We start from the raw sequence: 22,545 nt of genomic DNA, 5'->3' as shown, positions 1-22,545 counted from the left end.
TTTTATCACCCTCAACCTAACTTTTAAGTTCCTTATCATTATGAAGTACTTCTTTGCTTGTATTTTCTTAATAACAGGCCTTTTTGCATACGGGCAAAAAGCAAAAATAATCCCGCTGGATGATGTTGAGATCGGCAATGTTTTGAAAGAAAATCAAGCTATTATTTACGGAAGTTTTATTCAGCGCCTCAGCTTTTGGCAAACCGGTTACCAGCAAAATATCAGGATCAGAAACCTGGAAACCAACGAAATATTTTCATTTGTGGTGAAGCCCCCACTCAGGTCAAGAAAAGAGAACCCATTTTGTTTCTTTATAAAACCCGGTACTTATGAGGTGGTAAACTTCTATTATTCAAAAAGCAAATGGTATGGCACAGAATATAATATGAGACCGGTTTTCAGAGGGATTGATTTTGAGGTCAACGTTAAAAATAAAATAGACAGTGGCCTCATCAAGCTGGAAGATCTGCATCGTATTGTTTTTAAAGTAGCTAACAACACGCTTACCTATCTTGGACAATGGCACTTTGAATCCGGTGCGCCATCATTCACCGATGAAAAGGCAACACTTGATAAGAAGCTAAAGGAAGATTACGTTCTTCTTGAATTTGAAAAGGCTGTCACCGTACTGCCCGAGTAAAATTTTACACCCGTATCAAAATCTTTTTTTGTAAAAAATACCTACTTTTAAAAATTAACATTTGTAAACATGCGTTACACCTATTTTAAAGCATTTAAACCGTTATTTTTTATAGTATCGGCCCTGATACTGATTAGTGATACTGCTTCGGCACAAACCCAGCCAGCCGCCGTACCGGCCACTGCCGCGCCGGCTGCAGTTGCCGGTGTGCAAACCCATATTGATAAGTTTTTTAAGGAATACGATAAGCAAGGTACGGCCCGGGCGGTGATTGATATTTTTAAAACCAATAAGCTGATGGATTCAACCAGGCTTACAGGGCTTATTGTTAAAATAGACTCCATGAGAAGCATAATCGGCAAATACCTTGGCAAAGACCTTATCATGCAGCGTAAAGCCTCAAACAGCCTGGTATTATACAGCTACCTGCTTAAACATGAAGGCCAGCCGGCACGAATGACCTTTATGTTTTACAAACCGAAAAACGAATGGGAAATTTACCGTTTATATTTCGACATAGACGTTGACGGTGAACTTGCCGAGTCATCAAAGGTGACGGGAAAACCTTAAGAAAAGGTGAAAGGCGAAAGGATAAAGGTGAAAGGCTTATCTTGTATTGCCGATGAAGCAACCTTTTGCCTTTCGCCTTTAACCTTTTACCTCAAAATTAATCCACCAAGATATTTTCCCCAAACTTTTGGGAAACCGTGGTATCCTCGCGGTCTTCGATTTTTATCACCAGCGAATTATCGTAGGGTATTTTTTCAATCAGTTGGATTTTTGTGCCGATGCCGATGTTCAGCTTTTGCAGATATTGCAAAAAAGAGCTGCTGGTATCACGCACTGCGGCAACCTGGCTTTGAGAGCCGGGCTTAAGTTCAGACAAGCTTACGGAATATGATTTGGGCACTTTGCCGTTGGCTTTCGGAATAGGGTCGCCATGAGGGTCATACTCTGGGAAGCCCAGGAATTTATCAAGCCTGTCGGCGAGGCTGGCATCATTAATATGTTCCAGCTCTTCGGCAATATCATGGATCTCATCCCAATGATAGCCTAACTTCTCCAGCAAAAAAACCTCCCACAAGCGATGGCGGCGTACAATTAATATGGCATCCTTTAAGCCTTGCCCGGTTAACCTTACACCTTTCTTTTTATCATATTCAATCAGCTGCTTTTCGGTAAGCTTACGGATCATATCCACTACCGAAGCAGGATTGTTATTAAGCGCCTCGGCAATGGCAGTAGGCGTAATTTTAAAATCCTTCCCCTGCGATGCAAGGCGATAAATAGCTTTTAAATAGTTTTCTTCCGAAAGCGTGTACATCAGTAAAGAGGTTGATAAAATACAAACATAAGCAAAAGGAGGACGCTTATTATATGTTGAACGTTACTAATTAGCTGTATGTACCCGTAAAAACAAGAACGGCCTCCTTATCTGGAAGCCGCTCATGTTTTAGAAAATGTCTTTATTAATGGTGCCCGTGACCACCGCCATGTCCATGTTCGCCACCGCCGTGGCCATGTTCGCCACCACCATGCCAACCTCCCCTGTTTGGGTTGCCACCGTGCCAGCCATTATCGCCACGCCATCCACGGTCGCCCCCGCGCCAGTGATTAGCATATCTTACATCACGGCTGTTACGAATAATAACCTGGTCATGACGACCACGATAGCCATAATAGTGATCCCTGTAATAAGTATTACGGATCCATGGGTTGCGGTCGTTTATTACAACCTTGTAACCATTGTACACATTGTAATTGCGATATCTTACAGGTAAATACCTGCGGTGTACCCATACATTGTTTTCAAAATAAACGTAATTGTGTGCCGGTACATCGTAATAAGCATCAATGTCGGGCATGTAATAATAATTTACATAATCATACCCTACCGGGCCCCAATCTGGCTGACTGCCTATATTAATACCCAATCCAATACTCACTTGTGCCGAAGCCATCTTTGCAGTGAAACAGCTTAATAATATTGCAGCCGATAAAATAATCTTTTTCATGACGTGTGTAATAAGTTATGTAGGTATGACTATGGTTAACGCCCATGGTTTAACCTGTTTTAATACCTGTTGCGCTATTTATTCAAAATAGATGCCATTGTAATCACCTCCTTAGTGTAACGAACTAAAACTAAGTTATTACAATTCAGCCGCTACAGCTTGTTATTGTATTAATTAAACGCCATGTATTTTAAATTAAAAAACCTGTGTTTTACTATTAAAAATTAAAATTTACAGCGTGGATAAAGGTTAAATGCGGATACTCAATTGCGACAACACGCTGCTACGAATTGTATATAAAAATATACAATAATAACAATCTACAAAAAAAGCTACCCTTTTCGGGGTAGCTTTAAATATTAATAGTTAAAACTAAATTATTGTTTAGGTGGGGCAGGCTGATCGGCAGGTGCTTTGCCTATCAGATCCATAAACTGATCCAATTTTGGTGTAATGATGATCTGTGTACGCCTGTTTTGTGCTTTACCACTCGGAGTTGAGTTATCAGCAATAGGATTGTACTCGCCACGGCCACCGGCAGTTAAACGCTTAGGATCAACCTGGTAAGTGGTTTGCAGCGCCTGTACTACTGATGATGCACGTAAAGCACTTAAATCCCAGTTATTACGGATATTTTTCTGTGAGATAGGTACGTTATCAGTATTACCTTCAATCAACACATCGTAATTGCTATAATCCATAATGATCTTAGCTATTTTGCTCAAGGTAGCGCCAGCTTTGTCTGATATCTCGTAGCTGCCAGATTTGTACAGCATGTTATCAGATAATGAAATGTAAACAACCCCTTTTAACACTTTTACGTCAACATCCTGGGTTTCCTGCGGAGTTAACGAACGGGTAAGGTTGTTGGTTAACACCATATTAAGCGAATCGCTTTTGTTTTTAGCATTAACCAGTTGCTGGATATAACGGTTAGAAGCGTTGATTTCATCAACCAGTTTTGAAATGTTAACATTGCCCTGGCTGCTTGAATTTAAACATTTATTCAATGCATCCTGTAAAGCAGTTACATTGTTTTTTTGCTGCTCAATTTGTTCTTCAAGGCTTTTGTTGCGGCTATTAGCTACCGCAAGGGCTTGCTCGCTGGTTTGATATTTAATGCTTAGGTCTTTGGTACTGTTTTGCAATTGGGTGTAATTAGCATCCAGTTCTTTGTACTTCTTGCTGCTTACACAGCTTTGGCCTAATACTGCTACTACAAGCAGCGCCAAAACGGATATTCGATATTTCATAAGTGTAATTTGATTTAAATCGTTTAACAATAAATCGGTTAACTAAGTAACGAATATAATGTTTGTTTATAGCTAAACCTAAGTAAACAAACTATAAAAGTTAACTCAAACGTGACATAAATCGGCAAGTTTTGTGCCGAAGGACTGGAATGCCGCTCATAGCGGAAATGGCAAGGATTTCCATCAAAAAAGGACTGTCCTTTTTGGGGGACAGTCCTTCATAAAAACAATCAAAAATTATAACAATATAAAAACTTAATCACGGTGGCCACGGCCATGATCGTGATCGTCGTGACCGTGGCCACGTTTATCATGTTTAACTACATCAACCCTGCGTACGGTTTTGCGTTCAACATAATGGTTACGATACTTTTCATCATGGCTATCGCGAATCACAACCTGATCATGGCGGCCTTTATATGAAGCATATTTACGTTTGTAAACATCGTTTCTAACCCATGGATTACGTTCATTAACTACCACTTTATAGCTGCGGTATACATCATAGTTGCCAAAACGCGGAGGTAACATGGCACCATGAACCCAAACATTGTTATCAAAATAAACATACTGGTGAGCATTGATATCATAATAAGAATCAATATCGGGCAGGTAGTAATAATCTACGTGATCATAACCTACCGGGCCCCAGGCCGGCTGGCTGCCAATGTTAATATTTAAACTTATTTGAGCGCTGGCTATTTTTACAGTTAAACTGCTTACTAAAATAGCAGCTGTTAAAATTATCTTTTTCATGTTGTGTTATTGTTTTGTTTGTAAGTATGACAATAACCGTGCATAAAAGTTTAACCCGTTACATGTTGCAACGGGTAACTAATTGGTTACAATATTTTAACTGATTTAAAACCTACTGATAATCAAACTATTCGTCATCATTATCTTTATCGGCAGCCTTTTTTCCGGCCATGGCAAGTACAGGCTTGCCAATAACTTTATAGCTGCCCTCACCCTTAAGAATAGATGCCAGCTGGGCTTTATCCTGCATGGTTTTTACGGCCTGAGCAAGTTCCTTGTCGTACTTAAAATTGGTTTCGTAGCGGCCTTTTTCGTAGTAATAGCGTGAAGCAATCTCATTTTCAAGCACTTGCTTTATCTCGTCTTTGTGCTGGATAAGATCATTCTTTTTGCTGGCAATCAATTTTGTTTTCAAACCCTCATATTCGGTCTGAATATCGTTGAACTGCTTATCCCTGGTGGCTTCAAGTTTTAAGGTGGTTAGTAATTTTTCCGACGCGGTGGTATAGTTGTAATTTTTATCGGCCAGGTATTTTATAAAATCGTTGTAATCACCATCAGATAGCGTAAACGACCGAGCATCAGCAATTTTGGAATGCTTGTCGCGATAAACAGTTGCATAATCAAATATTAATAGCTTGCCTACCAGTGCCTGGGTAACGTTGGCAAATTTTTCCTGTTTAATAAACAGATCAGGATAAATGCCGCTGCCATCATAAACAGAGCGGCCGTTTTTTGTTTTAAATTCGTGGATAAGTGAATCAGCCACTTTTACCACGCTGCCATCATCTTTACGGTGAGTGTAATCCAGTGCCTGGATGCAGCGGCCCGATGGTACATAATACTTGGCGATGGTAATTTTTACCAGGCTATTGTATGGTAAATTAAACGTTTGCTGTACCAACCCTTTGCCATAGCTGCGCTGCCCGATAATAACCGCACGGTCGAGGTCCTGCAATGAGCCGGCAACAATTTCACTTGCCGATGCTGAATGACTGTTAACCAATACGACCAGAGGCAAATCCGGTTCAAGGGGCGAGCTAATAGTGCTGTAGGTAAAATTCTTTTCCTTTATTTTTCCTTTTTGCGATACGATTTCTACATCTTTTGGCACAAAAAGGTTTACAATTTTAACGGCCTCCTGTAATATACCGCCGCCATTTGATCGCAGGTCGAGAATAATACCGTTAGGGTTTTTCTTTTTCAGCTCGGTAAGCGCAGTAGTAACTTCGGCGGCTGAATTTTCGAGGAATTTATCCAGCTTAATATAGCCCATGTTACCATCAACCATCCCATAATAAGATACATTGGGTTGCTTGATCTCGTCGCGGATCAGGTTTTTCTCAAACGGCTGTGGTGTGTTATCTCGTTTAATGAAGAGTTTTATGGCAGCCCCCTTTGAGCCTTTAAGCAACTGGCTTACCTGGTCATTATCTTTACCGTTCAGGTCAACATCATTGATCTTCAGTAGCTGATCGCCGGGATGAACATCTCCTTTTTGGGCAGGAAAACCCGCAAAAACTTCGGATACAAATACCTTGCTGTTGCGCACAAAGATGCTGGCGCCAATGCCGCCATACTGGGTACTTACGTAATGGAGCTTGTAGTCTTCTATTTCTGATTCGGGTACAAACTCGGTATAAGGATCAAGGCCATCGAGCATGGCGTCAACACCGGTTTTAACCAATTTGGCCGAGTTGATATCGTCGACATAATTGATGTTAACTTCCTTGTACACCGAAGCGAACACATCAAGATTTTTCGAGATCTGGAACAGGTCGTCATTAAAACCTACTATACCTGCGGCCAATAATGCAATACCTGCAAATAAGCCGGCTTTTTTGTATCCTTTTTTGAACACTAACCCCTGTTTCATCATTTATCCTCGAAAAAAATAAAAATACAAAAAAGCTTGCCAGTTTGTATAACCGCAGTGTCTATTTTACAGTCGGTTAGTATCAATATTAACCAGCGCCTTTTTTAAGGTAAAAACCACATATGCACGGTCGCGGTTAACAAGGTCCATTAGTTTGGTAATCAGGCTTTCTTCCTGCCCTTCGCTGTATTTCAACTGCTCGTCTGTAAGATGGTTGTATTTACGTTGAATTTTAATTTTTACGCGTTCCCAGTCCTTATTTGTAATACTGATTTCAGCCATGTTCAATTTATTTTCAGCAAAAATATAAAAAATACCAAGTTGCTACTGTTTAAATGTTTGGCTCATGTATTGATAATGTACAATAAGGCCCAAATATGAGCCTGGTTATAAACCAAAATAAATTAATAGCGTAAAGCCGTATACAATTTTAAGGATAACGTGCGTTTATGGCTTTACATTTAACATTGAAAATCATGAAAAAGTATCTATTAAGTGCGGTATTACTGATTGCTGTAAGCATCAGCGCCAAAGCACAGTTTTCTTTAGGTGTAAAAGGCGGTGTCAATTTTTCAAAAATTGGCTCCGATAATTTTAACGACAAAAACCTGACAGGTTACCAGGCAGGTTTGTTTGCCCGTGTAGGTAACAGCGTTTATTTACAGCCAGAGCTTTACCTGAGCGGTACGGGCGGTAAGTTTGAATCAAATGATAACAATACCGCTTTTAGTGGTAAGGTAAGGTTCACCAACTTAAATGTGCCATTATTGATTGGTAAATCATTTGGCGAAAAAGATTTGAACTTCCGTATTATGGCAGGGCCTATTTATACCTACACCCTTGATCAAAGCACAAGTCTTGGCAATAATATCAGTAATGCCGCGAATGACTTTAATAAGAGCAATCTTGGCTTCCAGGCAGGTGCCGGTGTTGATATCGGCTCTATTACTGCCGATTTAAGGTACGAAGGTGGCTTAACCAAGGTAAGTGACAGCTTTGCTAAGCGTCAAAACCTTTGGGCACTGAGTGTAGGCTTTAAGATTTTTTAAGTTCACGCAGCGTTCGTGAGGACACGAACTTGGGAAATAAAACGGCCCGGCAGGTTAACCTGCCGGGCCGTTGTTTTATAATATCAACCCGCCTTTAAAAAATGTCATTGCGAGCGATAGCGTGGCAATCGCATGCTTTACAGGGCCGCTTAGCCTCCGTGCGTTTGCTTCGTCGTTCCTTCTCGCAATGACATATTTAGGGCTACTTCGCGCTAAACACCACCGATGTTACGCCGGCTGTCATGGCAGCTTTACTTGCCGGTTTGTACACAAAGAACAGCTTATGTATTTTGCCATCCGTTACCGGTGTAAGCACCAGGTGAACAACACCGCCCTTGGCATCTTTGGCCGGTACCGGCATGCTGCCTTTACCCGCAAGGACACCAGTTTCTGAATCAAGCCTCAACTCAAAATTAAGCGGAGCAGTTGGTGGCGCCTGCCAGAAGTTGGTCAGGTTGATTGAACGCACACCTGAAAGGTCGATATTATCCAGTTCAAACCAGCCCTCTCCCGGAGGATAGATCATCAGGTTCATACCATTGTATTTAAAGGCGGTAAACCCGTTGAATTTTTCGGTGCCTTTAAACTGGTAGGTACTGCTGTTTAAAGATACAATGGCGCTACCGGTCAACTTCTTAATATCATTGCCGCCATCATCAGTATATTTAGCCGATAGTACCAGCGCCGCCGACTGTTGTTTCTCAGGTGGAGCAGGCAAAATAATACCTGACGAAGCCAGCGATGGTTTTTGATTACTATTGTCAAGCGAAAGCACCCAGTTAATGATCTGATCAAGGTCACCTTGTTTAATGTTTGGATGGGCAGACATTGCGGTTTCGCCCCAAACACCTGCGCCACCTTTGATTACCTTTTGGGTAAGCTTAGCCATGGCATTAGGGTCTTTTTTGTATTTCGCGGCAACTTGCACAAATGACGGGCCTATTGATTTACCGTCTTCCTTATGACAGCTTTTACAATCCATGGTTAACATGAGTGTTTTACCGCGATTTTCAGGTTCGCCCTGCTCGTGCTGCGCTGCTGATTGCGCTTTGTCAAAACCTTCAATATAATCGAGTGCTACATAAATGCGTTTCGGATCAACTGCTTTGGTATCCGGTCCGTCGGTTAGGTTAACCACGTATTTGAACGGCACACCCGGCAGATAGAATGATTTATTGCCTCCGGTAATATTGATACTAACCGTTGGCTGCTCGTTGCCTGCATAAACGCTAACCGGCGCGCTTTTACTTGCTGCACCTTTATCGTCTTTTGCTTCAACAGTAATTTTATAATCGCCAACTGTTGTATAAGTATAGCTAAGTGATGGAGTAGTTGTTTCTTTAGTTACGCCATTACCCAGGTTCCATGTGTAAGAAATATTATCTTTTTCCGGGTCGGTGGCTTTAGCAGTAAGCTTAACGGTGAACGGCAATACGCCCGATGTTTTATCAGCTTTGAAAGATGAAATTTCGGGAGGACGGTTTCCGGCGATATAGTCAATGCGGAACAGGCCTGCATCCGGGTTATGTGAAAACCAGCCGCTGCCATATTCCAAACCATAAAGCCTGCCATCCGGGCCAACCTCCATATCAATCATGGAGTTTACTTTCAATTTAGGGAAGAAAGGCTCCATTTTATCAAAATCACCTTCAGGAGTTAGGCTAACAGCTTTTATCCAGCCGCGCATCCAGTCGTACGCCAAAAACTTACCGTTATAATAATCAGGCAGGCGGGTTTCTGCCGGGAACATATCAGTATAATAAACCGGACCAGCCATAGCGTTACGACCACCTGTACCAACCTGCGGAAAATCGGCCGATGGACCATAAGGGTACCAGATAAATGCCGGTTGTGCCGGTGGCAGATCTGTTAAGCCGGTATTATTGCGTGAGTTATTAACCGGGTGCTTAGGATCAAACGCCGGGCCTGATTTGCCTGTGGCATAATCATAAAGATGGTACGGCTTGTTATCGCCTACAAAATATGGCCAGCCAAAGTTACCCGCTTTTTTAGCCTGGTTAACTTCATCATAACCCATTGGGCCACGATTGTCAAGGCTATCATTATGCGCATCCGGGCCTACTTCGCCCCAATATAGGTAGCCGTTTTTCTGATCAACCGAGATCCGGTAAGGGTTCCTGTCGCCCATTACATAAATTTCGGGGCGGGTTTTTGGTGTGCCTTTCGGAAACAGGTTACCTTCGGGTATTTCATACGTGCCATCATCCTTAAGATTAATGCGCATAATTTTACCGCGAAGATCATTGGTATTGCCGGCCGAGCGGCGGGCATCATACTGCAAATGACCTGGTCGGTCATCCAACGGAGCATAACCACTGCTTACATATTTTTGTCCTTTTTCATCAAACGGAGTTGAGTTATCACCGGCCGAGAAGAACAGGGTTTTATCCGGCCCCGGACCAAAGGCTATCGAGCCACCTGTATGGCAGCAGATATCACGCTGAGCTTTCACCTCCAAAATAACTTTTTCGGTTTTTTTATCCAGCGTATCATTTTTAAAGGTAAACCTTGAGAGACGGTTTACTGAACTATCGGCAGGACTATAGTATATATAGATCCAGTTGTTTTTTTCAAACTCCGGGTCTTTAGCCAGGCCAAGCATGCCCTCTTCGGCATTTACGTTAGGCACGTGGGCTTTCCAGTACACATCAAAAAAGCCAACCTGTTTTACTTTTTGAGTATCGTGCTTGTACAGCATGATCTCGCCACGGCGCTGAATTACCATAATGTCTAAGTTTGGCAAAATGGTCATCTCTGTCGGCTCAAAAAACTCGCCAGTTGAAAGTTGTGTTTTCTTGAAACGGTCTTCATCTGGCGGCAACTGGGTTTTGGCTCTGTCATAATTTAGTTCTTTGTTACCGCCTATGGCATATTTAATACCCGCAAGCAGCATTTTCAGGTAGCCGGCTTCTTTGTAACTTTCGTCGGTATGGCCCATTGCGGTATAAAACGCACGGCCACCGTCAAAATCATGATACCAGGTAGCCGGGTGCAGCCCCATACGCTTACCACCTTTATAAGTACTTTCATCAAGCGTGATCAGCACGTGAACATCTTCGGCCAGCGGTTTGCGAAAACTGTAAAACTCGTCAGTACGTTTCCATACTTTAGGCAGGTCTTTAGTAGCATCGTTATTGGCATCAACTATATTATAGGTACCCGGCTGTACATTAGGGTTTTTATCATGAATACCCGGGTGATCATAAAACCAGGCGCCAACTAAGCGACCGTACCAGCCCCAGTCATATTCGGTATCAGCCGCCGCGTGGATACCCACAAAACCGCCTCCGGCTTGTATATAACGTTCAAAAGCAGCTTCCTGCCTGTAATCAAGCACATCAGCAGTGGTACTTAAAAAAATAACAGTTGAGTATTTTTTCAAAGTATCTTCATTAAACATGGCCGAATTTTTTGTGGTATCCACATCAAAACCATTCTCTTCGCTGAGTTTTTTAATGGCTGCTATACCGGCATCGATGGATGCATGGTGAAAGCCCATGGTTTTTGAAAAGATAAGCACCCGCGGTTTATTGGGGCGTGTTTTGTTACAGGATAAGTAAATGCAGCTAAATGCCACAAGCACCATCAGGACGATTTTTTTCATATCGACTTGTTGTGGGTTTTGGGTTAATTGGTTTTAAATGTTGGTATATTCAGGGTTTGTGCCGCAATCTACTCAATCGATTGTAATAAATTGTTGCCTACCAAATTTATAACTAAATCTTTACGAAACAAGACGCAATGTGTAAAAATGACACATTATTATTGCTGTAGTTTTGACAGTTTTGAACAACTCTGTGTACAGTGAAGATTATTTCCTCTTCCGGTTTTCGAGCATATCAGCAATACTTATCACAGAGCAATCTGTAATAAGGGCCGAAATTATATCAAGGGGAATTTCGCCGGAGCTCGTGAAGTTGATGCAGCCTTTTTGAAATTTAGCATCGGGTAATAACGCGGCATACCTGGCATGGAGCACCGGGTTCATATAAATAGGCATACAATGCAACGACATGTAAGCTTTCACCGCCGACAGTCCATATTTCATATAACCTCTTTCTTTATAAAGGATCATTTGTTTGCCCATCATACTTTCGACACCTGGTACAATCGACCCATCATTGCCGGTAATTACATGATGAAGACTTGTTAAAAGCTCCTGTCTTTCTTCAGCTTGTTCAAGGATATAGTTGGATGGTGTCATGAGGTTTTGGCCTGGTATGCTAATTTACACTATTTTCCGATTGCTACGCCCAACACAAAAACCTATAAAAACAGCAAAGCCCCTGATGGGCAGGGGCCTTTACTAACCAATTATAAACCTAAATTATGAGAAGAGCTGTAGGAGAAGGAGTCGAACCTTCACGGAGTGGTTATTTTTATTACTAAAAGTTTCCCAAGATCTCCGCCACCGCGACAAGGAGGTGTGTCTGCCAAAAATTTCACCATCCTACAGTGTTGTAAGTCTTAAGTCGTTAGTCTGAAGTTCCAAGTCTTTTGACTTAAGACTTCTGACTTTGTACTTAAACTTGCTGTTGGGGAAGGATTCGAACCTTCACAGAGTGGTTAGCCCTTACGGGTTTTCCATAATCTCCGCCACCGGGACAAGGAGGTGTGTCTGCCAAAAATTTCACCACCCAACATTGTTTTTCTTTTAAAGAACAGGTAAGCATTTCCCTTTTGCTTGATACAAATTTAATAGGACTATCTATTTCTTGCAAATATTTCAACAAAAATATTTTATTTTTAATCGAATTTTAATTAAACTTGTATTTCAATATAGATATTCAAATTTATGTCCCACAGAAAAGCTCAAAATTTAGAAATTGATAATCTTGATATCCAGATTTTATCAATATTAATGAAAAATGCTACTACTCCGTACACCGAGATAGCTAAAGAGTTGATTGTTTCTGGCGGAACCATACACGTGCGGATGAAAAAGTTAGAGGAGATGGGTGTAATAAAAGGTGCCAGCCTTGAGGTAGATCCGCAAAAATTAGGATATGACATCACTGCATTCCTGGGTATTTACCTCGAAAAAGGATCACAGTATAATGAAGCGGTGAAGCAGTTAAAAACAATTAAAGAAATTGTTGAACTGCATTACACTACAGGCGAATGGAGCATTTTTGCTAAAATTGTATGTCATGACACGACTCACCTGCGCGAAGTTTTAAACGAGCAGATCCAGGGTGTAAGGGGCATTCAACGTACCGAAACCTTTATCTCGCTTGAAGAAAGTATCAGGAGGCAAATAACGCTGGAATAAATTTTTACTCAAAATTATTGACACGCCCAGCCTGGTTTTTACCGGGCTATGGGTGTTTGTTTTTTATAAAAATTAGCTTACAGAACCATTCATACCCCCCAGGGTCTCTCGCAGATTTAAGTTAACCCACAAAATTGCTTTGTCATTTAACCAGTAAGGCGTTTTGTTTTGCGCCCTCTGGGGCAAAGGCTATTTCTATATATTTTTATGCTACAAACCTTTTGCACCTCTGGTGCACCTGTGCTTGGCAATTAATACCTGTTCATTAAATTGCAAAAATCCCCCAGAGGGGGAAAAGGTTTGTAGAAAATAACATAACACCCTTTCCCGAACCCCAGAGGGGTTCAACTTATGCACATTACCCAATTTCACAATCGATTTTGTGGGTTAACTTAAATCAGCGAGAGGACCGTGAGGTTCACCGCGTCCTAAACATCTACCAAGATATTCTGAATAGCGAATCTGCTTGCAAACATCAGGGTCCTCTGCGAGAGACCCTGATGGGACGATAATATATTGAATATGGCTGACGTGCCAAGCGGCCTCAGAGAGGCTACGTGTTTATAGACAAAATTTAAAGAGATATTGGACTCCAGCGGAGTTTCGTAATCGTAAACTTGCTTCCCAGCCCTTAGAAACATTTAGATTTTGTGGGTTAACTTAAACCCGGAAGGGACGTAACTAGCCTCAATACAACTTCTTCCGCCTGCCGTTTTTGTTCATTTAACCTTTTTTATCATTTAAGTGTTAAAAAATGTCAAAATCAGTTAATTACATTAATTAAAAGTCCATTTTCATCTCAATTTCATAAAGCGCCGCTACTTTAGTTTTTGTAAAGGATTGATGTAGCGTAATTGATCTAACCCTCGTAAGGTACATTACAATACATTTTGTGTTCATTTTTAGATACTTAAAACTAATTTTATGCTGGCTATAAAAACTTTAACCGATAATTTAATAGTCTACAAACGTAATGCGCGTTTAATGGGCGATAAATTTGAGATTAGTGTAGTGGGTAATAACCCGCTACTGGCCGATGAGCAAATTGACATTGCCATTGATGAAATTAACAGGGTTGAAAAACTGCTTTCGGCATTTAGCGATGATAGCAGCATCAACCAGATAAACCGCAACGCCGGCATTGCCCCGGTAAAAGCCGACGGTGAAACTTTCAGGCTTATTGACAGGGCCTTGCAAATAGCTGAGCTTACCTACGGTGCTTTTGATATTACCTACCTGGCGGATAGCGTAGCTAACGAAAATGACGTTGAAGCCGCTTCAGTAAAAACTACAAAACGTACGCTATCACTTGCCAGCTATAAAAACATTGTACTTGACGCTGTTAAACAAACTGTGTTTCTGAAAGAAAAAGGAATGCGCATAGGCTTTGGCGCCAACGGCAAAGGGTATGCTGCCGACAGGGCAAAATATGTATTGCAACTGAACGGTGTAAGCAGTGGCGTGATCAATTTTGGCGGCGACCTGCTTGCGTGGGGCCTGCAGCCAAACCTGCAACCATGGACTGTTGCCGATGCCGACAGCACCCAGCAAAACCAACCATTTGCCGATTTGGAAATCAGCAATCTTGCTTTTGCAACTTCAGTTAACGCCGAAAAATATGCAAGCATCAGCAATAAAAAATTCACTAACGTATTTAACCCTAAAAAAGGTTTCCCGGTTAGCGGCATTACAAGTGCAAGCATCCTGAGCCCTACTGCCGAATTTGCCGACGCTTTAGCTACACCAATACTAACCATAGGTGTAAATGCCGGCTTATACATGATCAACCAGCTTAACCAGGTTGCCTGTGTTATCATCGACGATCAAAACAGGGTTTATCCATCAAAAGATATAGTTCTTTAGTTTTCAGCAATTAAAGTTCATTCATAAACCTTTCATCATAATTGTGATCTGTTATTATTCATTTGCATCGGCATTTTTACAAGTGCCCCTGCAAATGAATTGTTATTATTGTACCTTTCTCATTTTGGTGTAAACATTTAAAATAACCGTTATTTGAGCCTTATTTTTACTTTTTCCTCTTCTAAATGATAAAGTGGTTTGCGTATATTGTCCTGTTATTGATATTTGCAACACGTATATCATCTGCCAATGCCCTTACAAAAAACATTGATGCACATGCTTATACCGGTAACAAAATGCCGGCTATCTTGTGGCATACTTCATTAGCGGCCGACACTATCAAAACCAAAAAGCAACAAGAGGACGAAAAGAAAAAGATCAAAGAAATAGCCAAAGCAAAACGGCAGGCCAAACCAGCTACTGTTGATGACGATGCTGTACCGCCTAAGCCCAAGCCAAAAAGGCAACGACGCCCCGAAGGCATGGAGCGCCCGCCCGAAATACCAAGGAGAAATGGTAATTAAACAGGTTAAACAGTTAAATATATTGATGAAATACCTTTGCTTACTTCTTTTTATGGCTACAGCCAGTACCGCCTTTGCCGGAGATACTGATCTGCGCCTTTTTGCCGGTAAGCATTCTTTAGCTGCCGACTCTGATACCATTATCCGCAAACGGTCTGTTTCGGCAGGGGTAAGCTATGGCAGCGATGTGCTGTTTTTTGGCCGTACCGGCCCGATAAAATATCCTTTTGTTACTGCCGATCTGATCTATAATACCAAATCGGGCATTTTTTTATATGGTTCGGCTTTTAAGGTTTTGGGCTATGCGCCAGTTGATGAGGTGGATTTAGGCGGAGGATATTTTTATAAATTTTCAAAAGCTTTTTCAGGCTCTGCAAGTTATACACGATTCTTTTTTGCCAGGGATGCCGCGCAGGTTATTAAATCGGCCTCATCAAATGATATCAACTTCAAAAACTCGTATGATTGGAAATACCTAAAAACAAGTGCCGTGCTTGATTATCTTTTTGGTAAATCAAATGATATTTTTTTAACAATAAGTAACTCTAAGTATTGGGAAAGCAGCTGGAGTATTTTTGACGATCAGGATTTCCTTTCCTTTAACCCGTCTTTTAATTTCATCCTGGGTACACAAAACTTTGTTCAGCGCTATTCGCTTGATCATCATTTCAGGGACGAGGCTGCCAATATATCTATTGAGTACGATCCGCGTTATGCAAGCCGTAACCGCCGGTTCAATATGTTGAACTATAGCTTCAAAATTCCGGTGGCTTACAACCGGCCGCATTATACGTTTGAATTTTCATACAAATATTCAATTCCGGTTAACGTAGAGGGGGTACTGCTTAACCGCCGTGAATCATTTTATAACTTAACTTTTTATTACGTTTTTTATTAGCCATAATACATGAATGTTTTAATAATAGAAGACGAAACAGCCCTTGCCCACGAACTGGAGATTTTTCTTTCAAACTATAACTACATCTGCGAGGTATGTTTTGATGGCACTTCGGCCTCCGAAAAAATTGCCACCAACCTGTATGATTTCATACTGATAGACCTTGGTTTGCCAGATTACGATGGCCTCGACCTGCTCAGGGAATCAAAAAAGACTAATTCGGAAGCAGCTTGCATTATACTCACCGCCCGCGCAGAAATCAACGATCGGATCAAAGGGCTTGACCTCGGCGCCGACGATTATCTGCCCAAACCATTTTCGCTGCTTGAACTGCAAAGCCGTATGCAGGCCATCATCAGGCGTAAGTTTGGGGTTAAAAATAACATTGTTGAACTGGGCGGCTTTTTGATTGATCTTACCGCGCGTACTATTTCCTATTATAACAGCGTTGTAAATACCATCACCAAAAAAGAGTTTGACCTTATAGCCTATTTAATATTACATAAAAACCGTACGCTTACCCGCATGCAGCTTAGCGAACACATTTGGGGCAGTGTGGTAAACAATGATTACGACAGCAATTATATAGACGCGCATATAAAAAACATCCGCAAAAAATTAAATGCCTATGCCCCACCTGATTGGCTGGAAACGGTACGTGGTTTGGGCTATAAAATAAAGATCAACGCCTGAGTATTTGAAATTAGGAACAAAACTTACGCTTTTCAATGCCATCTCCAAGCTGGTTATCGTGATACTGTTTGTATTGCTTGTTCCTGTATTGATCAAAAACATCAGCCGAAATTATGTTGATAGTAAACTTATTAAGCAAAAGAACAAGCTACTGCAAATTGTCAAAAGCAAAGGCATTGAAACTTATATCGAAAACGGTGAAGCTTACGGTAGCTACCTTCCGCTTAAGGAAGAATACATCAGCTTAGACGAGGTTGACCCTGATTACTTTCTTGATACCATAAAAAGAGGCAAGCGGCTTTTTAGTGAAGGCGATACCTTAGAGTACCGTATTTTGAGCCACACTTTTAAGGTTAAAAACAAAAACTACCTGCTTGAAATAGGCAAAAGCGTAGATACATTGGACGAGACCAGCGTCCCGCTGCAAAATATAGCTTTCCAGGTACTACTGGGCATGATCCTGCTTACAGTATTGGCCGACCAGGTGTATTCAACTTATGTGCTTAAACCCCTGCGGCTTATTATCAAAACCAAACTTGTAGGTCAAAAATTCCCTAATTTTCATACTTACCGGCAGGTACGAACCACCACATCTGATTTTCAGCACCTGGATATCAGCATCCATAACATGATTGAAACTATTGCCGATAAATTTCATAAAGAGCGGGAGTTTATCTCCAATGCATCGCATGAGCTCATGACGCCAATCTCCATCCTCCAGTCAAAAATTGAGAATATGTTTGAAGAGGAGGATATTAATGATGAGCTGAAAGGCAGGTTACTGGAGATGCAAAAGATCCTGAACCGGTTAAAAAGCATCACCAAAACATTACTGCTTATTTCGCAGATAGAGAATGAACAGTTTTTAAAAGAAGACAAAGTTTCGGTATCAGAGCTTTTGCAGGATGTTTATGACGAAATCTCTATCCGTTTACAGGATAAAAACATAGATTATGATATGTTGGTGCCTGATAACTGGCATTTTGTCAATATCAATAAATTTTTACTTTTTAACCTGTTTTTTAACCTTATTAACAATGCCATTAAATACAATAATGAAGGTGGGAGTATTAATGTAACAGGTGTGGCTGTACATAGTAAATTTGTGATCAGCATAACCGATACAGGCATAGGTATTGCCGAAGATGCCATACCGCTGATCTTTAACCGATTCAAAAAATTCAGACAGTCATTACAGCAGGATAGTTTTGGGCTGGGCCTGCCCATCGTAAAATCAATTGCAGGCTTTCACGATATTGAAATTGACGTAGTTTCTGAAAAAGATAAGGGAAGCACCTTTAAACTTATCATCCCTTCAACGCTAATTGTTGTTTCCTAAAACAGCAAAAAAGCATGCCATGTTGTACTGTATCTAAAATTTTACGCCGCTTTGTACTAAAAACCGGGCAGTGCAAAAAAACCTCCAATCCAATATTCTTTACTTCATCGACATTAACTTTACTTATCATTAAAAAAATGTTGCAATGATTGATGGATAATGTCCTTTCAAGGAATGTGATTATTAAAACTGCCATCCCCTCATTTTGGCACCTGCTTTGTAAAACATACGGTATAACATAATTATACAAGTACAATGAGAACGCTAAAATTAAAAGTAGCCACCCTTGGCATAGCATTAGCTACCGCAGGCATATTAGGCTCAGGATGTAATTCACTTACAAAAACACAAAAAGGTGCTGCTATTGGTGCAGGTGCCGGGGGTACAGTAGGTGCATTTATTGGTAAGGCCGCAGGTAATACTGCTTTAGGCGCTATCATAGGCGGTGCCGTTGGCGGTACTGCAGGCGCTTTTATTGGCCGCAATATGGACAGACAAGCTGCTGAAATTAAACAAACAGTACCAGGCGCTACCGTAACCCGCGAGGGCGAAGGTATTTTGGTAAAGTTTGATTCGGGTATTTTATTTGATACCAATAAATCAGATTTGAAACCGGCGGCACAAACCAATTTGCAAAATCTGGCTGCTTCATTGCAGAAAAATCCCGAAACCAATATTACCATCATCGGCCATACTGATAACACCGGCTCTGATAGCTATAACCAAACACTTTCGGTACAAAGAGCTGATGCGGTAAAATCATACCTGGCTGCAGGTAACGTAGCAACATCACGTATGACAGTAACCGGTAAAGGCGAAAGTGAGCCGATTGCTGATAACACTACTGCCGATGGCCGCGCGCAAAACCGCAGGGTTGAGATTACTATTGTTGCAAACGAAAAAATGAAAGAGCAGGCTAAGCAATCTGCACAATAACCAAACGAATAATAAGATCAGTTAATAGTTTAATGAGGAAGTCCCCGGCGCAAGGCCGGGGCTTTTTTGTATGTGCCAAAATCACTATTTGCACATTTGTTAAACTATGGATCACCCAAACTGGTAAAAACATTTTGTAATCAACAAGTTAATCACCTACTTTTGTAATATGGTAAAAAGATCAGGAGCAATATTACTCACTATGCTGTACACAGTTACAGTGCTGGGCTTTGCTCTTAATTTCCATATCTGCGGTGACTATGTAGCATCGGTAAAAATTGATGCCCCGGCTGTTAACTGTAAAATGGACAAGCAGGGTGGCAAAATGAAATGCTGCAAGGACAAGCAAGTTGAAGTAAAAGTGAAGGATGCCCACCAGGGTGAAGCTACTTCATTTTTGGCAAAAATATTTGGTTTTGAACTGCCAAGCTGGTCGTTTGATAGCCTTTTTCCTGCTTTGCCATCTTCTTCATCCGACAAATTTTATGACCGCGGCCCGCCAGATCCGCCTGCGCAAGGCATCGCTACATTTATCCGCAACTGTATCTTCCGTATTTGATCTGTTAATTGCTAACCCGATAAACCTTATCTTCAGTTTATTATCTAACAGTTAATTATACGATCAACATGAAATCTTTAAAAATATTCATCATCATATTTTCGCTTTCTGTAACCGCAGCCAAAGCTCAATTTACTAAAGCCGAACTACAGGTAAGCGGTCTTACCTGCGCCCTTTGCGCCAAATCAACAGAGAAAGCCTTACGTACGCTACCTTTTGTTGGCGAAATTAAAACCGATCTTATCCGTAATACATACCTCATTACCTTTAAAAATGATGTGCCTGTAAATTTCGAGCAGATCAGCAAAAAGGTTCAGGGCTCTGGGTTTTCAGTTAACAGCTTAAAAGCCACTTTTAACTTTGCCAATACCAAGGTTGCCGAAAATACTTTCAATTATGGAGGGGATACCTATCATCTGCTTAACGCTGCCGATAAATCATTTACCGGCGATGTCAACTTTACTGTAGTTGATAATGGTTTTGCACCCAAATCGGTATCTAAAAAATACCTTGGTCAGGTTACCGACGCCACTCCTGCAAGCGGTCGTGTTTATCATTTAGCAATATAAGTTCTTCATTTAACATCAATTTTTATGAAGAAGATCATATTGGCTATTTGCCTTATGGCAATGCCTTGCCCATTATTTGCACAGGAACTGTATGTAAATACAGAGCCTGCCAGCAATATGGCAACCGGCTCGTTAGGCATCCGTCTTGAAAACCAGGGGTACTTCAAACCATCGTATAAAAACCGTAGTACTATTGAAGCAATGTATGGCGTTAATCGTCACCTGATGGTTCATGGCTCGGTTTACATGTCTGATTATTACAGCAACAACCAGCATTTTGAAGGGGGAAGCGTGTATGCCAAATACCGTTTTCTATCTATTGATACCGTTCAGCAACATTTCAGGGGCGCATTTTTTGCCAAGCTGTCAAGCATCAGCAACCCAATAGTTAACCGGGAGATCACTTTAGAAGGTGATAACAGCGGAGTTCAGGGAGGCGTGGTTTTCACTCAATTGCTGCATAAGCTGGCATTGTCTGGTTCGGCAAGCTATTTGCGGGCTTTTAATAACAGCGGAGATTATGAAGTGCCGGTAGATAGGGTGCGCAATGCCGCTGCCTATACCCTATCAGGCGGATATTTACTGTTGCCGCGCAATTATCGCGACTACAAGCAGGTAAACTTAAACCTGTATTGTGAACTGCTGGGCAAAACAAATCCGGGGCATGGCGAAAGTTATTTGGATGTTGCCCCTGCCCTGCAATTGATTTTTAACAGTACCTGCCGGCTGGATTTCTCGTACCGTACGCCTATCTATAATGATATGCAGCGGAACACCAAAAACATGTACCTCATCAGGCTGGAGTACAACTTTTTTAATCTGTAACCCTACTCTGCTATGAAATCATATTTTTTGTTCATCATATCTGTGATATAGGGTAGGGCTTTTGCTCAACATCATTTATGACAGCACACAATTTGGAGTTGAAGTGTATGTGTATTTAAGGATAAGCCCGGTTCCGATGAAAATGTAATAATTTACACTATTTTTTTCGAATTAGGACGAATTACACGAATTGGAAATAATGGATAACTGCACAGTAATTGCAATAACGTTCTTTTGAGATATCAAATACAAAGAGGCCCGATTTGCGTAGCAAACCGGGCCTCTTCCTTTTATTCGTGTAATTCGTCCTAATTCGAAAAAATTAGTGTCGATAATTATTTAAGAGTAATACCTGTTTTACCCATAGTACCGCCATCAGCATAAAGCATAATAGTATAAGTACCTTTTTGGAATGGCAGGGTTGGGTTGATCCAGTCGATAGTGTATTGTGAACCATCGTCTTTAAAATCAATTGATGTTTTGTAGGTGTATTGCAGATCCTGGCCGTCGGCGCTGAAAGTACCTGAATCAGGTGCGGTGATGAGGTTACCTGTTGGGTCAATCACACGCACATAAATATCATGCATGGCTTTTGTAGCCAAAGTATTGCTGGCCACGGTGAAGTTGATTTTTAGCTTTTTAGCCGGATTTGCACGGGTAACATCAACTTCTTTTCCGCTTCCTCTTATTTTATAGGCTACCACATCTGATGTCGCCAGCTTAAGTGCCTGGGCTACCTTAACCTTAGCCCCAAGGTCTTCGTTTTGTTTGGAGAGCGTATCCACCTTTTTGGCAACCGTTGCCAGGTTGGTTTTCAAAGTATCCCGTTCATTGGTAAGGTTGGTGTTTTGTTTCTTCAACTCATCAATATCGGCAGTGTACTTGGTTACAAAGTAGCGGAGTTGTTTTACATCTTCCTGTACTTTGGCAAGTTCCTGCGCGGTAAGTTTACCTTTAGCCAGTTTGGCCCTTAAAATTTTGATGGTCGACTTTAACGAGTCGTTTTTTGCGGTTAGTGCCGCGGTCATTTTGGCTTTGCCTGCAGTGACCTGTTCAACCTGCGATTCAAGACTGTCAAGCTCGGTTTGCAGTCTTGTTTGCTCATCATGCTGGTAAACTATTTTTTTATCAGAGTTGTTTTTTTGCAGGTACAGGTACACATCGGTACCCAATAAAGCAAGCACTACTACAATAAGAAAATAAATGACGTTTGAGTTTTTCTTAGGTTGTTGTTGCCCAGATTGGTTTTCCATAGCAATTAAATGTTAAGTTTTAGCATAGTTAAGCAAGTGGTATAACAAAAGCTTAGCTATAGTGTTTGTTTTTGGCGAAATATCAACTGTTAATTAATGTAATTCGCTATCCTGCAAGCATATACAGGCTGTTTATTTTTAATGGTTAACATATTGAACGTTAAAACACTAAAAATATGATTAAAAAAATTTATTACATCAATT

Annotated in this window: 22 protein-coding genes and 1 tRNA gene; 13 read left to right on the top strand and 10 right to left on the bottom strand. The window is 41.1% G+C overall.

Translation table 11 applies throughout. The features are described 5' to 3' along the window. The first annotated feature begins 40 nt into the window (after nt 1–40). Entirely contained in the window at nt 41–640 is a 600-nt protein-coding gene (locus AC59JO_RS14945; protein ID WP_497306209.1) for a hypothetical protein, read from the top strand. A 69-nt stretch (nt 641–709) separates the two neighbouring features. Next, the gene (locus tag AC59JO_RS14940) at nt 710–1,210 is read left to right on the top strand and encodes a hypothetical protein (protein ID WP_497306207.1); all 501 of its coding nucleotides are present in this window, start codon (nt 710–712) and stop codon (nt 1,208–1,210) included. Between the two features lie 97 nt (nt 1,211–1,307). On the opposite strand, the gene AC59JO_RS14935 is transcribed toward AC59JO_RS14940, so the two are convergent. The 6 genes from AC59JO_RS14935 to AC59JO_RS14910 form a co-directional block, all read right to left on the bottom strand. After that, nucleotides 1,308–1,964 carry a metal-dependent transcriptional regulator gene (locus AC59JO_RS14935; protein WP_497306205.1) on the bottom strand — a complete coding sequence of 219 codons (657 nt, stop codon included), beginning with the start codon at nt 1,962–1,964 and terminating at the stop codon, nt 1,308–1,310. 145 nt (nt 1,965–2,109) lie between these two features. Next, nucleotides 2,110–2,655: a hypothetical protein gene (locus AC59JO_RS14930; protein ID WP_413669912.1), complete on the bottom strand. Its 546-nt coding sequence runs from the start codon at nt 2,653–2,655 to the stop codon at nt 2,110–2,112. Between the two features lie 377 nt (nt 2,656–3,032). After that, nucleotides 3,033–3,908 (bottom strand): OmpA/MotB family protein, encoded by an 876-nt coding sequence (locus tag AC59JO_RS14925; RefSeq protein WP_413669913.1) that lies wholly within the window; start codon nt 3,906–3,908, stop codon nt 3,033–3,035. 255 nt (nt 3,909–4,163) lie between these two features. Continuing rightward, nucleotides 4,164–4,664 carry a hypothetical protein gene (locus AC59JO_RS14920; protein ID WP_413669914.1) on the bottom strand — a complete coding sequence of 167 codons (501 nt, stop codon included), beginning with the start codon at nt 4,662–4,664 and terminating at the stop codon, nt 4,164–4,166. A gap of 127 nt (nt 4,665–4,791) precedes the next feature. Continuing rightward, nucleotides 4,792–6,540 carry a S41 family peptidase gene (locus AC59JO_RS14915; protein WP_497306202.1) on the bottom strand — a complete coding sequence of 583 codons (1,749 nt, stop codon included), beginning with the start codon at nt 6,538–6,540 and terminating at the stop codon, nt 4,792–4,794. A gap of 66 nt (nt 6,541–6,606) precedes the next feature. Then, nucleotides 6,607–6,822: a hypothetical protein gene (locus AC59JO_RS14910; protein WP_091215171.1), complete on the bottom strand. Its 216-nt coding sequence runs from the start codon at nt 6,820–6,822 to the stop codon at nt 6,607–6,609. 194 nt (nt 6,823–7,016) lie between these two features. Between AC59JO_RS14910 and AC59JO_RS14905 the strand changes: the two genes are divergently transcribed. Beyond that, nucleotides 7,017–7,589, top strand: a complete 573-nt coding sequence (locus tag AC59JO_RS14905; RefSeq protein ID WP_413669916.1) for a porin family protein — start codon at nt 7,017–7,019, stop codon at nt 7,587–7,589. Between the two features lie 202 nt (nt 7,590–7,791). Here the strand turns inward: AC59JO_RS14905 and AC59JO_RS14900 are convergent, their stop codons facing one another. The 3 genes from AC59JO_RS14900 to AC59JO_RS14890 form a co-directional block, all read right to left on the bottom strand. Further along, nucleotides 7,792–11,214, bottom strand: coding sequence for a ThuA domain-containing protein (locus AC59JO_RS14900; RefSeq protein ID WP_497306200.1), 3,423 nt, complete (start codon nt 11,212–11,214; stop codon nt 7,792–7,794). 207 nt (nt 11,215–11,421) lie between these two features. After that, a complete protein-coding gene (locus tag AC59JO_RS14895) occupies nt 11,422–11,814 on the bottom strand; it encodes a DUF1801 domain-containing protein (protein WP_413669918.1) in 393 nt (130 codons plus the stop codon). A gap of 328 nt (nt 11,815–12,142) precedes the next feature. After that, nucleotides 12,143–12,253: transfer RNA gene (locus AC59JO_RS14890), tRNA-Asp, on the bottom strand. A gap of 152 nt (nt 12,254–12,405) precedes the next feature. Between AC59JO_RS14890 and AC59JO_RS14885 the strand changes: the two genes are divergently transcribed. The 10 genes from AC59JO_RS14885 to AC59JO_RS14840 all read left to right on the top strand — a co-directional run bounded on the left by AC59JO_RS14885 (nt 12,406) and on the right by AC59JO_RS14840 (nt 21,088). Continuing rightward, nucleotides 12,406–12,882, top strand: coding sequence for an Lrp/AsnC ligand binding domain-containing protein (locus tag AC59JO_RS14885; protein ID WP_090532141.1), 477 nt, complete (start codon nt 12,406–12,408; stop codon nt 12,880–12,882). Between the two features lie 924 nt (nt 12,883–13,806). Next, on the top strand, nt 13,807–14,745 hold the full coding sequence (locus tag AC59JO_RS14880) for an FAD:protein FMN transferase (RefSeq protein ID WP_413669919.1): 939 nt from the start codon (nt 13,807–13,809) through the stop codon (nt 14,743–14,745). Between the two features lie 185 nt (nt 14,746–14,930). Further along, entirely contained in the window at nt 14,931–15,269 is a 339-nt protein-coding gene (locus tag AC59JO_RS14875; protein ID WP_413669920.1) for a hypothetical protein, read from the top strand. 25 nt (nt 15,270–15,294) lie between these two features. Next, nucleotides 15,295–16,167, top strand: coding sequence for a hypothetical protein (locus tag AC59JO_RS14870; protein WP_497306197.1), 873 nt, complete (start codon nt 15,295–15,297; stop codon nt 16,165–16,167). A 9-nt stretch (nt 16,168–16,176) separates the two neighbouring features. Further along, a complete protein-coding gene (locus AC59JO_RS14865) occupies nt 16,177–16,860 on the top strand; it encodes a response regulator transcription factor (RefSeq protein WP_090532151.1) in 684 nt (227 codons plus the stop codon). A 4-nt stretch (nt 16,861–16,864) separates the two neighbouring features. Next, nucleotides 16,865–18,199: a sensor histidine kinase gene (locus tag AC59JO_RS14860; RefSeq protein ID WP_497306195.1), complete on the top strand. Its 1,335-nt coding sequence runs from the start codon at nt 16,865–16,867 to the stop codon at nt 18,197–18,199. 255 nt (nt 18,200–18,454) lie between these two features. Then, nucleotides 18,455–19,135 carry a YiaD family glycine zipper/OmpA-like lipoprotein gene (locus AC59JO_RS14855; RefSeq protein WP_413669923.1) on the top strand — a complete coding sequence of 227 codons (681 nt, stop codon included), beginning with the start codon at nt 18,455–18,457 and terminating at the stop codon, nt 19,133–19,135. A 169-nt stretch (nt 19,136–19,304) separates the two neighbouring features. Then, entirely contained in the window at nt 19,305–19,694 is a 390-nt protein-coding gene (locus AC59JO_RS14850) for an HYC_CC_PP family protein (RefSeq protein ID WP_413669924.1), read from the top strand. 68 nt (nt 19,695–19,762) lie between these two features. Next, entirely contained in the window at nt 19,763–20,263 is a 501-nt protein-coding gene (locus AC59JO_RS14845) for a heavy-metal-associated domain-containing protein (protein ID WP_413669925.1), read from the top strand. A gap of 24 nt (nt 20,264–20,287) precedes the next feature. Continuing rightward, nucleotides 20,288–21,088, top strand: coding sequence for a hypothetical protein (locus tag AC59JO_RS14840; RefSeq protein WP_413669926.1), 801 nt, complete (start codon nt 20,288–20,290; stop codon nt 21,086–21,088). A 335-nt stretch (nt 21,089–21,423) separates the two neighbouring features. Here AC59JO_RS14840 and AC59JO_RS14835 read toward each other — a convergent pair whose 3' ends face one another. Continuing rightward, complete coding sequence (locus AC59JO_RS14835) at nt 21,424–22,341, bottom strand: DUF8428 domain-containing protein (protein WP_413669927.1); 918 nt, start codon at nt 22,339–22,341, stop codon at nt 21,424–21,426. Nucleotides 22,342–22,545 lie beyond the last annotated feature (204 nt).

It is taken from the genome of Mucilaginibacter sp. A5337 (assembly GCF_059690695.1).
Note: the sequence above shows the minus strand (reverse complement) of the source record. Positions and strands in the feature narration are given on the sequence as shown.

What these genes read in the sequence shown, in the direction of transcription:
- AC59JO_RS14945 (WP_497306209.1), top strand. Translation starts at nt 41, where the DNA reads ATGAAGTACTTCTTTGCTTGTATTTTCTTAATAACAGGCCTTTTTGCA.
- AC59JO_RS14940 (WP_497306207.1), top strand. Translation starts at nt 710, where the DNA reads ATGCGTTACACCTATTTTAAAGCATTTAAACCGTTATTTTTTATAGTA.
- AC59JO_RS14935 (WP_497306205.1), bottom strand. Translation starts at nt 1,964, where the DNA reads ATGTACACGCTTTCGGAAGAAAACTATTTAAAAGCTATTTATCGCCTT.
- AC59JO_RS14930 (WP_413669912.1), bottom strand. Translation starts at nt 2,655, where the DNA reads ATGAAAAAGATTATTTTATCGGCTGCAATATTATTAAGCTGTTTCACT.
- AC59JO_RS14925 (WP_413669913.1), bottom strand. Translation starts at nt 3,908, where the DNA reads ATGAAATATCGAATATCCGTTTTGGCGCTGCTTGTAGTAGCAGTATTA.
- AC59JO_RS14920 (WP_413669914.1), bottom strand. Translation starts at nt 4,664, where the DNA reads ATGAAAAAGATAATTTTAACAGCTGCTATTTTAGTAAGCAGTTTAACT.
- AC59JO_RS14915 (WP_497306202.1), bottom strand. Translation starts at nt 6,540, where the DNA reads ATGAAACAGGGGTTAGTGTTCAAAAAAGGATACAAAAAAGCCGGCTTA.
- AC59JO_RS14910 (WP_091215171.1), bottom strand. Translation starts at nt 6,822, where the DNA reads ATGGCTGAAATCAGTATTACAAATAAGGACTGGGAACGCGTAAAAATT.
- AC59JO_RS14905 (WP_413669916.1), top strand. Translation starts at nt 7,017, where the DNA reads ATGAAAAAGTATCTATTAAGTGCGGTATTACTGATTGCTGTAAGCATC.
- AC59JO_RS14900 (WP_497306200.1), bottom strand. Translation starts at nt 11,214, where the DNA reads ATGAAAAAAATCGTCCTGATGGTGCTTGTGGCATTTAGCTGCATTTAC.
- AC59JO_RS14895 (WP_413669918.1), bottom strand. Translation starts at nt 11,814, where the DNA reads ATGACACCATCCAACTATATCCTTGAACAAGCTGAAGAAAGACAGGAG.
- AC59JO_RS14885 (WP_090532141.1), top strand. Translation starts at nt 12,406, where the DNA reads ATGTCCCACAGAAAAGCTCAAAATTTAGAAATTGATAATCTTGATATC.
- AC59JO_RS14880 (WP_413669919.1), top strand. Translation starts at nt 13,807, where the DNA reads ATGCTGGCTATAAAAACTTTAACCGATAATTTAATAGTCTACAAACGT.
- AC59JO_RS14875 (WP_413669920.1), top strand. Translation starts at nt 14,931, where the DNA reads ATGATAAAGTGGTTTGCGTATATTGTCCTGTTATTGATATTTGCAACA.
- AC59JO_RS14870 (WP_497306197.1), top strand. Translation starts at nt 15,295, where the DNA reads ATGAAATACCTTTGCTTACTTCTTTTTATGGCTACAGCCAGTACCGCC.
- AC59JO_RS14865 (WP_090532151.1), top strand. Translation starts at nt 16,177, where the DNA reads ATGAATGTTTTAATAATAGAAGACGAAACAGCCCTTGCCCACGAACTG.
- AC59JO_RS14855 (WP_413669923.1), top strand. Translation starts at nt 18,455, where the DNA reads ATGAGAACGCTAAAATTAAAAGTAGCCACCCTTGGCATAGCATTAGCT.
- AC59JO_RS14850 (WP_413669924.1), top strand. Translation starts at nt 19,305, where the DNA reads ATGGTAAAAAGATCAGGAGCAATATTACTCACTATGCTGTACACAGTT.
- AC59JO_RS14845 (WP_413669925.1), top strand. Translation starts at nt 19,763, where the DNA reads ATGAAATCTTTAAAAATATTCATCATCATATTTTCGCTTTCTGTAACC.
- AC59JO_RS14840 (WP_413669926.1), top strand. Translation starts at nt 20,288, where the DNA reads ATGAAGAAGATCATATTGGCTATTTGCCTTATGGCAATGCCTTGCCCA.
- AC59JO_RS14835 (WP_413669927.1), bottom strand. Translation starts at nt 22,341, where the DNA reads ATGGAAAACCAATCTGGGCAACAACAACCTAAGAAAAACTCAAACGTC.